General features: G+C 40.8%; 11 protein-coding genes and 2 pseudogenes. 7 read left to right on the top strand and 6 right to left on the bottom strand.

Features of this window, described 5'->3' with window-relative positions:
* Positions 1-286 precede the first annotated feature (286 nt).
* Positions 287-538 (bottom strand): class I SAM-dependent methyltransferase, encoded by a 252-nt coding sequence (locus MUO15_RS12250; protein ID WP_245029558.1) that lies wholly within the window; start codon positions 536-538, stop codon positions 287-289.
* Positions 539-668: 130 nt separating this feature from the next.
* Here MUO15_RS12250 and MUO15_RS12245 point away from each other — a divergent pair.
* Positions 669-1,342: pseudogene (locus tag MUO15_RS12245) on the top strand (FAD-binding oxidoreductase).
* A pseudogene (locus MUO15_RS12240) lies at positions 1,302-1,448 on the top strand (4Fe-4S binding protein); the annotation flags it as partial. The pseudogenes MUO15_RS12245 and MUO15_RS12240, both read left to right, overlap by 41 nt.
* Positions 1,449-1,570: 122 nt before the next feature.
* On the opposite strand, the gene MUO15_RS12235 reads toward MUO15_RS12240, so the two are convergent.
* On the bottom strand, positions 1,571-3,076 hold the full coding sequence (locus MUO15_RS12235) for a UDP-N-acetylmuramoyl-L-alanyl-D-glutamate--2,6-diaminopimelate ligase (protein ID WP_245029557.1): 1,506 nt from the start codon (positions 3,074-3,076) through the stop codon (positions 1,571-1,573).
* Between the two features lie 181 nt (positions 3,077-3,257).
* Positions 3,258-3,809 carry an NADPH-dependent FMN reductase gene (locus tag MUO15_RS12230; RefSeq protein ID WP_245036009.1) on the bottom strand — a complete coding sequence of 184 codons (552 nt, stop codon included), beginning with the start codon at positions 3,807-3,809 and terminating at the stop codon, positions 3,258-3,260.
* Positions 3,810-4,113: 304 nt separating this feature from the next.
* Between MUO15_RS12230 and MUO15_RS12225 the strand changes: the two genes are divergently transcribed.
* From MUO15_RS12225 to MUO15_RS12215, 3 genes are all read left to right on the top strand, one after another.
* A complete protein-coding gene (locus MUO15_RS12225) occupies positions 4,114-4,266 on the top strand; it encodes a hypothetical protein (RefSeq protein WP_245029556.1) in 153 nt (50 codons plus the stop codon).
* A gap of 200 nt (positions 4,267-4,466) precedes the next feature.
* A complete protein-coding gene (locus tag MUO15_RS12220; protein ID WP_256464126.1) occupies positions 4,467-5,483 on the top strand; it encodes a thiazole biosynthesis adenylyltransferase ThiF in 1,017 nt (338 codons plus the stop codon).
* 701 nt (positions 5,484-6,184) lie between these two features.
* On the top strand, positions 6,185-7,339 hold the full coding sequence (locus MUO15_RS12215) for an AI-2E family transporter (protein WP_245029555.1): 1,155 nt from the start codon (positions 6,185-6,187) through the stop codon (positions 7,337-7,339).
* A gap of 295 nt (positions 7,340-7,634) precedes the next feature.
* On the opposite strand, the gene MUO15_RS12210 is transcribed toward MUO15_RS12215, so the two are convergent.
* Positions 7,635-7,916 carry a GNAT family N-acetyltransferase gene (locus MUO15_RS12210; protein ID WP_245029554.1) on the bottom strand — a complete coding sequence of 94 codons (282 nt, stop codon included), beginning with the start codon at positions 7,914-7,916 and terminating at the stop codon, positions 7,635-7,637.
* Between the two features lie 25 nt (positions 7,917-7,941).
* Entirely contained in the window at positions 7,942-8,946 is a 1,005-nt protein-coding gene (locus MUO15_RS12205) for a YeiH family protein (RefSeq protein WP_245029553.1), read from the bottom strand.
* A gap of 119 nt (positions 8,947-9,065) precedes the next feature.
* On the opposite strand from MUO15_RS12205, the gene MUO15_RS12200 reads away from it, so the two are divergent.
* Positions 9,066-9,953: a LysR family transcriptional regulator gene (locus MUO15_RS12200; RefSeq protein ID WP_245029552.1), complete on the top strand. Its 888-nt coding sequence runs from the start codon at positions 9,066-9,068 to the stop codon at positions 9,951-9,953.
* A 338-nt stretch (positions 9,954-10,291) separates the two neighbouring features.
* On the opposite strand, the gene MUO15_RS12195 is transcribed toward MUO15_RS12200, so the two are convergent.
* On the bottom strand, positions 10,292-11,503 hold the full coding sequence (locus MUO15_RS12195) for an MFS transporter (protein ID WP_245029551.1): 1,212 nt from the start codon (positions 11,501-11,503) through the stop codon (positions 10,292-10,294).
* Between the two features lie 113 nt (positions 11,504-11,616).
* On the opposite strand from MUO15_RS12195, the gene MUO15_RS12190 reads away from it, so the two are divergent.
* Complete coding sequence (locus tag MUO15_RS12190) at positions 11,617-12,468, top strand: LysR family transcriptional regulator (protein ID WP_245029550.1); 852 nt, start codon at positions 11,617-11,619, stop codon at positions 12,466-12,468.
* Positions 12,469-12,487 lie beyond the last annotated feature (19 nt).

Below are 12,487 nucleotides of genomic sequence, written 5' to 3'. Positions count from 1 at the left end.
ACACAACGTGATAGATTGATGTAGAAAAAGAGTGAAATATCTTGCGGGAAATGTAAGATGCACCCGAATAAACGACTTGTTAGATAGCGGGAAGCCATATAGTAAGTGTGTAAAACGCCTCTATAATAGGGGTTTATCAATTTTATAAAAGTGAAATAAACCTTGTTTCGACCGCTTAAACGACAAATAAGAACAAAAAAACAAGCGCCCACTTCAGTAGATAGGCACTTCGATCAAACATGTGAATTCTAGTCACCTAGGCAGGAAAACCAGCCCGTTATGAACTTTAATGTAGCCGTTGCTTAAGTATATCAATGCTGTTTTCATACATATATAGCCCTATTTGTTTCACTGTCATCAACTCTCGGTAAGTGTGGTTCATGACATCTGCCATAATCCTGTAGTCGACCTTAGAACGCATTTGTTTATGATAGGTCGTCATAACAGCATACCCACCAGGTTTTAAAAAACGATGCCAGTCTGCAACTTCGTGTTTGTATTCATCGGGAAAATGTTCGAGAAGACCTACTGATAACACAATATCAAATTCGTGTCCGAAATCAAGGTTGCAACTATCATCTGACTAGTTCTTTACTATGTTTAATGTAACAAATTTGTTGTACTCTTTTTCGGAAAAATTACGTAAATCAGCACAATAGGATGGAAGCTTGTCTGTCGCTGTTGAAAACTTTCAGCCTGCTGGATTGCCTGTCCATGGGAATGCGATCGTTATTATTGAACTGGACGGACATCGAGAGGCATTGAAAATAGAGAGAAAGCTTGTTGAAGGGATTATGCATGATCTAGGAGCGACCGAGACGGTTATTCCAAAGACTGAATCTGAGGCTGAGAAGATCTGGCATGCCAGAAAAGAAGTGTCTCCAGCGATTGCTAAGATTAACCCGACAAAAGTATCGGAGGACACCAAGGTACCAAGGAGCAAAATCCCTGATATGATGGATCGCCTGCAGGAAATTAAAGAGAAATACAATGTGGAAGTTGTTATATTTGGCCACGCAGGTGACGGGAATCTTCATCCGAATGTGTTATGTGATAAACGCAGGAGGAAATGGCTCGAGTAGAACTTGCTGTTAAGGAACTTTTTAAAGCAGCCATCGATCTTGGTGGGACGTTATCAGGTGAGCATGGAATTGGTACGATGAAGGCTCCGTTTTTGGAAAGCGAGCTTGGTGAAATGGGGGTTGAAATGATGAAACGGATCAAGGAGAGCTGGAATCCTAATGGCATCATGAATCCAGGTAAGATTTTTCCTGAAAAGGGCAGAAGTTGGTGTTGCGCACGTGAGCAATCTCCAAGAACTGAGAGAGAAAGTGCACTATGATAAGACTTTTGATTGTGTACAATGCGGGTACTGCCTCCCAGCGTGTCCTACACATGAAACGATGGAGCGGGAAACCCATTCTTCGAGATGCCGTATTAATTTAGTGAATAAGGGGTTAATGGTCAAATGGAAGTTATTACATCTGGTTGATTTGCTAATGGAAGCTGGACCCGTAGCTAAATAAGGATAATAAAAACCGCCTGCTTTCCGTAAGCTGGCGGTTTTTATTTAGACAGACTCTTTTAACGATTTCTTGCTGGTAAAGTATTGCTTAATCACTTCATGCTCTGAATAGGGAACCTTTTCGTCACCAATGATTTGATAGCCGCCAAAACCTATCCCTGTAAGTAAAACAAGGTCGTCTGCGCCAGCTAAATCAAGGGCATAGTGTATAGCTTGCTCGCGATGCAGTAGTGAATGGATGTGACTGGAATTTGGATTAGTAAACCCCTGTAATACATCGTTAACCACTTCCTGGCGGTCCGCGAAGCCAGGTTGATCAACACTAACGATAATCTCATCTGCTATTCCTTCTACTTCCCTAGCCATTTGCGGACGCTTGCCTGGATCACGTAACCCAATTCCCGTGATCATAACAATCAGTTTTTTATAGGGAACTTGCTGGACTGCTTGCAGCACATGTAAAAGAGCATCCGGCGTATGGGCATAGTCGAGGACAATTTGAAAGGGGGCATCGTTACTCACGATTTGAAAACGCCCCTCCGGACTTTCTACTTTTGTAACAACCGAGAGGATGCGATTGAGTGAAAACCCTAATTGGTAGCATGCTGCCATTGCCGCTAATACATTAGACACATTGTATTTTCCATGAACCGGAATGCTGACGGAGTGCATCTCTCCACACGCATGTAGGGTGAAAGTAGTCCCGTGCACAGATACGTGAATATTTTCGGCTTGGAAATCGGCTTTCTTATCAGTTCCATACGTGAGAAGTGGACCATTGAATGTTTCAATGATTTCCCTTGCCATACCAGTATCATCTGCATTTACAACAGCGTATTCCGCTTGTTTGAAAAGCTTGAGCTTCGCCTTCTTATATTCTTTCATCGTTTCATGAAACTCCAAGTGCTCAGGTGTTAAATTAGTGTGAACAGCAACATTAAAGTTGATACCATAAAGTCTCTTCTGGTCAAGAGCTATCGATGTTGACTCGAGAACTGCCCCTTGGATCCCCGTTTCTTGGAAATGGTCGAGGACACAGTGAATTTCCGGGGCTTCAGGGGTTGTAGGAACGGTTTGTTTGAAATTCGTCCTCTTTTGGTCGTTCCATATTCCTGCCGTTCCTATTGAACCTGTTCGGTAAGATAGGCTGTTGAGCATGGAGTAAACAAAAGAAGTAACAGTTGTTTTACCGTTCGTTCCAGTTACGCCTACAGTAGATAAAGATTGGGCGGGATGGTTATAAAAGGAAGTAGATAACAAAGCGAGCGCTTCCTTACTGTCGTTCACAGTAATAAAGCTCACATCACTGTAGAGGCGAGCGTAGCTGTGTAAGAGTGTGGAATTTGTTCCGACGATCGCCTTAGCCCCATAGGTTAGAGCTTGTTCAATGTAGAGGTGACCATCGTGGTGTGCCCCTTTTATACAAACAAATACTGCACCATTTGAAGCCTCTCTTGAATCGTATATAATCGAGCTGACCTTCTGTTCGGAAGGACCTTCAAGGCTGCATTCCTTCAAGCAGTGAGTAAAATGTATAGTTGTCTTGGTCATTACTTAGCCCCTTTCTATGTAGTACGTCAATCGTGATTAACGTATTAAAAAATAGTGATGGGGGTATATTCCCGGAATTAGTTTTTGTGAAACATTTAATCGGCGAAAATGACTTTTATTTTCAAGGATCATAAAAAGCCCTTCATACTTGAGCAGTATAAAGGGCTTAAGTGAATGAATGTTAAGACTTGATGAGCTCCGCTTCCGCAAAGAGCACAAATTGTTCAATGACTCCATCAATGAATTCAATTGTACCCTGGTCAGTGAGCAGACCGTGCTCATTGACTTTATTTTGTACAGAACCAATGAGAATTTCATTTCCGGGCAAAATATTTGCTCCCATACCGGGTGCGTTAAGAATTTGACGTAGCTGCATTTGGGCTCTTACTGTTCCAAGTATACCCATTGAGGCACCAGCGATGAAGGTAGGTTTCCCGGCCATTTCACGTTTTCCACGAGACAACCAATCCAAAGCATTTTTCAATACGCCAGGTATTGAATGGTTGAATTCAGGGGTGACGATAAGAAAGGCATCCGCATCGCTTAATTCATTTTTAAAGCGTTGTACAGAGTCTGGCGCCTCATTCTCAATATCTTGGTCATAATGGGCGATATCACGAATGGTCACGATGGTAATATCTAAACGGTCTTTGTATCTTTCTTGAATGAAGTTAGTCAACTTCATATTATATGAGTCCCTTCGAATGCTCCCAACAAGAGCGGCGACTTTAATCATGGTGGAAAATCCTCCTCAAATTCGGTGAAATATTTGTTTGTTGATTATAGAAGAAGAGGGGATATAATGCTAGTCATCTGCTCATATAATACGCTTTTCTTGGGCATAATAATGATGAAGTTTCTTTATGAAGCAAGGTGAAATTGCCCTGTAAAAAAAAGGTCGAAAAATGGGTAAAAAAGGTTATAAAAAACTCTTGCGTAATTGGTGTTATGAGGAGTAAAATTTCCTTAATTCCTTAGTTTTAATTGAAAAAACTCCGGGAATTGTTTTATAGCCTATAAGAAAGGAGGTCACCACGATGACTATGCTTTATTCCAAGGCTCGTGAGCTATTTGATGAAGATTACAAAAATAGCGGTGAGGCTAAGGAATCTAACGTGGCCGCTCCAAAAGTGAAGCGGACCATGAGCGGGAAACTTCTAATCCCTTTCCGTAAGAATAAACGGAAATAAAGACTAAGAAGTGGTGACGTTTTAGCTATGCGAGGACAAATTAACAAAATAATAAAAGTGAATGAGCCAAAGGCCGTTCCTTGGATCAGCGTCTTAAAGACAAAATTGTCTATTCGGCGCTGATTTTTTATATTCTAAGCGTGATGAATCCATTTTCTGCTACACTAATAAATAGGAAAACAGAAGAGGGGGAGAGACCGTTGAGTCAAGATCGCTATTCAAGACAAAAATTGTTCGCACCCATTGGAGACGCTGGACAACAAATGTTAATGCAAAAACGCGTTTTGATTATCGGGGCAGGGGCTTTAGGAACAAGTAGTGCGGAGCAGCTTGTTCGGGCCGGAATCGGAAGCTTAACCATCGTTGACCGTGATTACGTTGAAATGAGCAACCTCCAAAGACAACAGCTTTTTTCGGAAAACGATGCACAGGCAAGAATGCCAAAAGCGATTGCTGCCAAAGAACGACTTCGGAAAATCAATTCAGATGTTTACATAGAGGCACATATTATGGATGCACAGCGAGAGGAGTTAGAAGAACTTTTTCAAGAAGCAGACCTTATCCTTGATGCGACAGATAATTTCGAAACAAGAATGATGATCAATGATGTTTCACAAATATATAATGTTCCTTGGATTTATGGAGGATGTGTAGGGAGCTATGGACTAAGTTATACGATTATACCAGGAGAAACCCCGTGTCTACATTGCTTATTAGAATCGATCCCACTAGGAGGAGCAACGTGTGACACAGTCGGGGTAATCAGTCCAGCGGTTCAAATGGTTACCGCCCATCAAGTGACAGAGGCTTTGAAGATTCTTGTTGAAGATTACGACTCACTCCATCGTAAGTTGATATCATTTGATTTGTGGAACAATCAATACACATCAATCAAAATGGATAACGTTAAAAGGCCTGACTGCCCGTCCTGTGGGGAGAAGCCAAGCTATCCTTTTTTATCACCGGAGAATCAAATGAAAACAGCGGTTCTATGCGGGAGGGATACAGTCCAGATTCGCCCAGGCTCTAAACAAAAACGAGATCTTGAGGCGTTAAGGGAAAACTTGCATGAAGGAGAAGTTATGCAAAACCCCTTCTTATTATCGTATCAAACAGATAAACATCGAATGATCTTTTTCCAAGATGGACGTGTACTTATCCATGGTACTAAAGATATTACAGAAGCTCGTCGTCTCTATCATAAGATTTTAGGTTGAAGGTAGGGAGCGTTTTAAATTTGTTACAACGGGGAAATATAGTGTCAAAGGCTTAATTAGCTGGGAGGTCTCACTATATGGGTAAATTGATCAAGCGTTTGATTAAATATGGTCCAATGATCTATCCAATCATAAAAAAATTTATGAGAAAGCGCAGAGCAAAAAGATAGTACAGGAATCGTGCCTTTCTAAGGCGCGATTTTTAACATTCTTAGTCAGAAGTCTCCTTCAAAATCTAGGATTTAGTGGGGGATGAATGACTCTTTTTATTTATGAATAATAAAAAGCATGATCGGGAGATATGAAGAAATGTTTGGTAAACTATAGATCCAAACATACATTCGGGTGGTGGCGGGTGTTCTTACATTACAAAATACGAAATGTATTCTAGTATAAAGCAACTCGTCATGTTAGAGAGCTGGGTTTCAATCTGTCGTCAACTGTATAACTCTGAATTATTGGATAAGCAAAACTACTACAATAAAAACAGAAAAGGTTTGGCTCGAACGAAACTCCAAGAGCAACTCACACGAGATAAGAAGAATAACTGCTTTTAAAAACGGTCCCTTCTCAACCACTACAAGAAGTCTTTTTAGGGGAAGTTCCATCAAAATCTTGGATTTAGATGGAGAGATTCACTGGTATGCTAGAATGATAAATATAATGAAATTAGGACGAGATTAACAAAGGAGGGACAGGGAATGGACAAATGGGATTCAACACCGATCATTCGCTTTTTCGGCGGACGTAATTTGTTATACATACTTGGGATTATCCTGTTCGTGGGTGTCAATATAATGGTCTATACAGAAGTGTCCTTTATATTTGGTCCGTTTATTGTATTTTTGGAAACCATTGCTTTACCAGTAATCTTAACTGTAGTGGCTTATTATCTATTGCGACCGATTATTGGGCTGCTGCAGCGATTTGGTATCAAGCGTATATGGGGCATTCTGATTACACTTGTAGTCGTAGCCGGAATGATTACATTACTATTGATCCTTATTATCCCTTTTTTGGAAAAACAGTTTATGAGTCTTGCTGAGGAGCTTCCTCAATATTTAATGGAAATGGCTGACTCTATTGACCAATGGTTAAGAAATTCTATGTTCGCTGGATACTATGATAACTTATTTAAAGATGTTGGTGGATTAGCCGAACAACTGCCGGAGGATCTCTCTTCCTATGCATCGTCCACCATTGAAGGGATTACCAATTTCATCTCAACTTTGACCAGTGTCATCATTGCGATCGTGACGTTGCCGTTTATTCTGTTCTACCTTCTAAAGGATGGAGAAAAACTCCCAAACATGATCCTTAGAATTATGCCACCTAAGGTAAGACCAGAAGTGTCTAGTGTGTTCAAGGGGATCGACCATCAGCTCAGTGCCTATATTCAGGGACAGATTATTGTAAGCTTCTGTATCGGAGTCATGATGTACATTGGGTTTGTCATTATTGGCCTTGATTACGCACTACTCCTAGCAGCTATTGCTAGTGTGACGAGCGTTGTGCCATACCTTGGGCCGACGATTGCGATTATGCCAGCACTTGTCATTGCGATCGTAACTTCACCATTTATGGTGTTAAAGCTTGCTTTTGTTTGGACGGCTGTACAGCTTTTGGAAGGTAAATTCATTTCCCCTCAAATTATGGGCAAAAGCTTACACATACACCCCGTTACAATTATCTTCGTTTTATTAACAGCGGGACATTTATTTGGGGTAATAGGAATAATTCTAGCTATTCCAGGCTATGCGATTCTTAAAGTGCTCGTCGTTCATTTATTCTATTGGTACCAGCTGAGATACAATCGCCATATAGAAGAAAAATATCAATATAAACTACCAAAATAAGCCCGGATCCCCGGGCTTATTTTTATCTTAGGAAATGAATATGGATAAGATTACATGAAGCGAGCCACATCCATTTATCCCCACCTCAGGTCATCCAGATATTGGATGACCTGAGGTGGGGATAAATGGGAGCTTCTAAGCTTTACAATTTTGAGTTTCGTTTAAGATGGGTGATCCATAAATCAGATTCTGCTTCTATCTCGCCACCTTTTTGGAAACCGGGACTTTGATAGAGCCTTTGTGCGGGTATATTTTTGCTCCAATGGGGGGATCTATTCAACAATGAAGTAAGCAATTACTTCGCAATCCCTTGCCTAGAATAATTAGGGGAGACAACAAGCCGGTGGATATCTACCAGATTCGCTTCCCTTTTAAATGAAATAAAGCCGGCGAGTATGTCTCCTTGGAACAAACCGACAAATGCTTCTTCGCATGATTGTATATCTCCAGTAGAATCATAGAGTCGCGGGGTACGGTCGGTTTGCAGAAGTTCTGCCTCCACTTGATAGGCAGGAAGTTGAAGGTTTCTTATTTGTTGAGCAACCTGTGCATTTTCATGGTTTAATACCGAAATCATTTGCTCCACCTCCAAGTGATAGGTTCTACACTATTGCATAAGTAACGATAGATAACAGGACCGATGTGATCACAACCGCAAGGATCGGCTTTAAGGCCTTGCTGCGCAGGTCATGGAGATTTATATTTACCCCGAGCCCAACCATCGCCATCGTCAAGGTGAAGGAGGTAATGGTTTCGATAGTATCCATAACAGGTTGAGGTGCAGGAATATAAGGACCAAGCACATAGCTTCCTAACACACTCATGATAATAAATCCTACCAAAAACCAAGGGAAGGATACTTGATTATCTGTTTCCCCATTCCCTTTTCTTTTCATAAACCAAATGAGAATCATACTCAAAGGTACGAGCAGGAATACACGTCCCAGCTTAGCTAGCAAGGCCATAGCCAATCCGTCCTCCCCAGCCGGCTCCGCAGCCAATACCACGTTTGCTATTTCGTGCAGGCCAAGTCCTGCCCACATTCCGTAAGCTTCTGCATCGATTGGCAGGAAAGGTCTAATGACGGTGTAGATTAAGGCAAAAACAGTACCAATGAATGAGATAATACCTACGCTGATAGCAGTATCCTCTTCCTTTGCTTTTAAAATAGGTGAAACGGCAGCGATTGCCGATGCCCCACATATTCCTGTACCAATGCCAATGAGTAAGGAAATGGACTGATCAGCTTTAAACAAGTATGCAAGAAGCATCATGACACCGATAGCAAAAAAGATGACGAGAAGATCTCTTAGAAGCAATGGTACACCTTCATCCATGATGACATTTATATTAAGTTTCAGACCAAACAATATGATAGCAAAACGTAACAATTTTTTAGCAGAAAACTGAATTCCTGAATGAATCGCTTCCGGGTAACCAAAAAAGTGCCGGTACAAAACGGCGATTACTATTGCTGAGGCAAGTGGACCGACTTGGCTCAATCCTGGTAGGAGGGCAATTCCATAGCCAGCCAATGCCAGAAGGAAAGTAAATCCGATCCCCAATAACAAGGGTTTCCTTGCACTTACATAGTTAAATTCAAGCATATTTAAAACCTTCTTATTAAAAATAGATTATAAAAACACTATACGAGGGGGACTAGTCATTAGTAAAATAAAACTTTATAATCACAAGTATTAATAATATTAATCATTGGGGTGTATCAATGGATTTGGAAGCATTGAAAACGTATGTAACCGTTATTGAACTTGAGAGCTTTACGAAAGCCGCGAGAATGTTAAACCTTTCCCAGCCAACAGTAAGCTTTCATATTAAAAACTTGGAAGATTTTTATCAATCGACGTTAATTGACCGTTCCCCCAAGCGGTTTCGGATGACTCAAACGGGAGAATTGGTGCATCGCAGGGCGCGACAAATCCTAAGTGTTGTTGATAAATCGCGCACAGAGGTTTATGATTACCACAATCAACTGCACGGAACCCTCCGTATAGGGGCGAGTTACACAGTAGGGGAGTATATCCTCCCCCGGCTGTTAAAAGTGTTTAACGATCTTTATCCAGAGATTAATTTACGAATAGAAATAGAAAATACGGAGCGGATTAATCGGTCTGTTCAGCTTCATGAAATGGACATTGGACTCGTTGAAGGACAGGTGAAAGAAAGGGAATTGCACTCTGTTCCTTTCTTAGAGGATGAAATGGTTGTTGTTATTCCTCTCGAACATTCAATTCGTAAGCAAAAGGAAGTTAGTTTTCATCAGCTTCAAGACCTTACCTGGATTTCAAGAGAGAGTGGTTCAGGAACAAGGGCTGTCATGGATTCTATTCTCGAGTCGTATAATATTCGTCCAAAGAAAATGGTTACGATTGGCAGTAACCATGGAGTGATTCAAGGCGTTAAACAAGGGCTCGGTTTATCTTTAATATCGAAAACGGTGGTAGAACATACACATGCAAATGATTATATTTATGCACTGCCATTTATCAAGCCGCCTACACGTTTTTTCTCTTATGTCATTCCAGCTGCTGAACAAGAATTATCTAAGAATGCATCTGTATTTATTGAATCGATGAAAAAAGTGTACAACCTTTAAGAAAATGTTCAAAAAAATGTGTGAAAAGCAGAATAAATTAACAGTAACGAGGGTATGGTAAAAGTGGAGAAAAACTGAAACGTTTGCATGATTCCAAACGTAGATAAAATATCGGAACGAAATAGGTGTGGTTTCGAGCCAAATCTTGCACACTATACTGAGGTGAAGATATGAAGAGCCTAGACCAGTTTGTCGAATATTTGAAGACTCTGGGAGTAGAGGTAGAGAAAGTTTACAAAACACCGAAGGAAGAGACGAGATAAGAGAGATGTGTACTTAATAATGAGGAAACGAACATATAAACAATAAGGTATGTCTTCAAAGGACATACCTTATTGTTATGCCACTTTTCGTTTTGTAATTTCTACGAACAGGGGATGCCTAGATTGGTAGATAGACCAAATAAATCCGAAACTGACAGGAACAAGAAGTGCTAAAAATACTGTATTGGCACCAAGTGATGAGGCCATAATGCCAAACAAAGGCCCTGTAATGACCACAGATGTTTGATTACATAGCATCCGAAAGCTTGACATCCGGCCGTGATACTCCTGATCGGTCGCTATTTGTTGAACAGACTGAAGTAAAGCTCTTATAAAAGACGTTCCTAAACCAACAAAAAGCACACCGATAAAAGCAGTAAATACACTTTGAGTTATACCTAAAAGGAATAGCCCAAGGCCGACGGTGGCCAACGACCAAATGGCCAGCTGGTTTTTCATTCGCATCCACCACCATGTCCCTAAAAGTCCCGCTGTAATTCCTCCAACAGAAAAAGTAACATCAAGAAATCCATATACTATAGCTGAATGATTTAAATAAGCGCTAGTATAGACAGAAAGAAAGCCTAACGTCGTGTGGAATGTGAGTTGGCCGAGCATCATCATCATAAACAGTCCGTGGAGCATTTTGTGATTTTTTAAATAGGTAAATCCTCCCATCATTTCAGTGAGGAAGTGCTGCTTCTTCAAGTTTTGACGTTGAGATGATGGGGTATAATGCATGATTAAAATGGAAATAAAGGCTCCAAGGTAAAAGGTGAGCACAATGCTGAGCGATAAGGGCATAGGAAATATACTTGAGAAAACCCCGCCTAAAGCTGCACCTGACAAACTTCCAGAAATCGTAGCTGATCCGGATAACGAGAAAACTCTTGGCAACTCTTTGTGATCAAACACCTCCGCAGCTAAAGCTTGAAGGGAGGGGCGGAACAATGAACCCGTAGTTTGCAGAATCATATGTGTAACGATAATCCACCAAGGATTGATCCAACCGTAAACAAAAGGAAAAAGGAGTACAGTTAAAACGGCTAGACTTACTGCACCAGCAATATTCGCAAGCCGTTTGCGGTTATGCTGATCTACAAGTACACCAAAGACTAAATTCGAAAAAAGTCCAGGGACGAATCCGAGGCTTACAAATAATCCGGTAAATAAGGCGTCCCTAGTCCATTGAAAAAGAAACCACGTGACGAGCACGAAATACATTGCCCTTCCGCATTCGTATAAAAAGTAGCCAGCCAAAAGCTTATATGTGTTCATTTGACTCATGCAATCACCCCGCCTCTTTGAACTACTTTTATCCTATCCTAATTCAAGAAATAAGTATAATATTGTTTTAGAATGAAAAGTGATAACAAAAACTTATATAGGGGGCATGTGTTATGAAGATTGAAGATTATCGATTACTATTGCAATTGTGCAAATATAAAACAATTCGTTCAACCGCCAAAAAGGTTCTTATATCACAACCTGCTATCACCCAAAGACTTAAATATATAGAAGACTACTTTGGAGTGAACATTTTTGTTAGAACCCCGAAGCAATTAATCCTTACGGCAGCAGGAGAGCAAATTATCAAACATGCAGAAAAAATGCTCTCACAAGAAACACGGTTACATAATGAGCTCATGGAGTCAAAAGGAAAAGTGGGAGGGACGTTGTCACTTGGGGTATCGTCACTTGTGAGTCAACATAACCTTCCTATCATTCTAGAAGACTATACAAAAGCTTACCCTCACGTAACCATAGATTTAATTACAGGGGTAAGTGAGGAAATACGTCAGTCTGCAGCAGACTTCCATGTTTGTATCGTTCGAGGTGAACCACTCGCGGACTATACGTGCAGCCACCTGTTCAGTGACCCGCTCTACCTGTTTGACACAAAAAAGGTTGCTGGTGATGTTGTACGGCCGTTTATTGAATTTAAAACAGATGCTGAATATCAAAAACTAGTTGAGAGCTGGATAATGAATCAAACAAAATTGCGAATACGGCGCACGATCAAAGTGGATCAATTTGAAACAGCAAAGCAGTTAATGAAAAGAGGTCTAGGAATGACAGTCCTGCCTAGGAGCATAGCGACAGATGATCTTTTAGAGCTGCCGCACATTCCGTTAGAATGGGAAGGAAAGCCTTTAGCCAGAGAGACGTGGGTTTGTCTTAAAGAAGGAATAAGATCTCTTCCGCAGGTTGATGCATTTGTAAATATGCTCGTAAGTAAGACGTGGATGTAGATTATAAATCGATAAATGA

It is taken from the genome of Halobacillus amylolyticus, assembly GCF_022921115.1.
Classification (GTDB): Bacteria; Bacillota; Bacilli; order Bacillales; family Halobacillaceae; genus Halobacillus_A; species Halobacillus_A amylolyticus.
This window is presented reverse-complemented; position numbering and strand designations above follow the sequence as displayed.

Excerpts from the sequence above, each read along its gene's own strand:
- MUO15_RS12225 (WP_245029556.1), top strand. The coding sequence starts at position 4,114 with ATGACTATGCTTTATTCCAAGGCTCGTGAGCTATTTGATGAAGATTAC.
- MUO15_RS12210 (WP_245029554.1), bottom strand. The coding sequence starts at position 7,916 with ATGATTTCGGTATTAAACCATGAAAATGCACAGGTTGCTCAACAAATA.
- MUO15_RS12195 (WP_245029551.1), bottom strand. The coding sequence starts at position 11,503 with ATGAGTCAAATGAACACATATAAGCTTTTGGCTGGCTACTTTTTATAC.
- MUO15_RS12235 (WP_245029557.1), bottom strand. The coding sequence starts at position 3,076 with ATGACCAAGACAACTATACATTTTACTCACTGCTTGAAGGAATGCAGC.
- MUO15_RS12190 (WP_245029550.1), top strand. The coding sequence starts at position 11,617 with ATGAAGATTGAAGATTATCGATTACTATTGCAATTGTGCAAATATAAA.
- MUO15_RS12200 (WP_245029552.1), top strand. The coding sequence starts at position 9,066 with ATGGATTTGGAAGCATTGAAAACGTATGTAACCGTTATTGAACTTGAG.
- MUO15_RS12205 (WP_245029553.1), bottom strand. The coding sequence starts at position 8,946 with ATGCTTGAATTTAACTATGTAAGTGCAAGGAAACCCTTGTTATTGGGG.
- MUO15_RS12215 (WP_245029555.1), top strand. The coding sequence starts at position 6,185 with ATGGACAAATGGGATTCAACACCGATCATTCGCTTTTTCGGCGGACGT.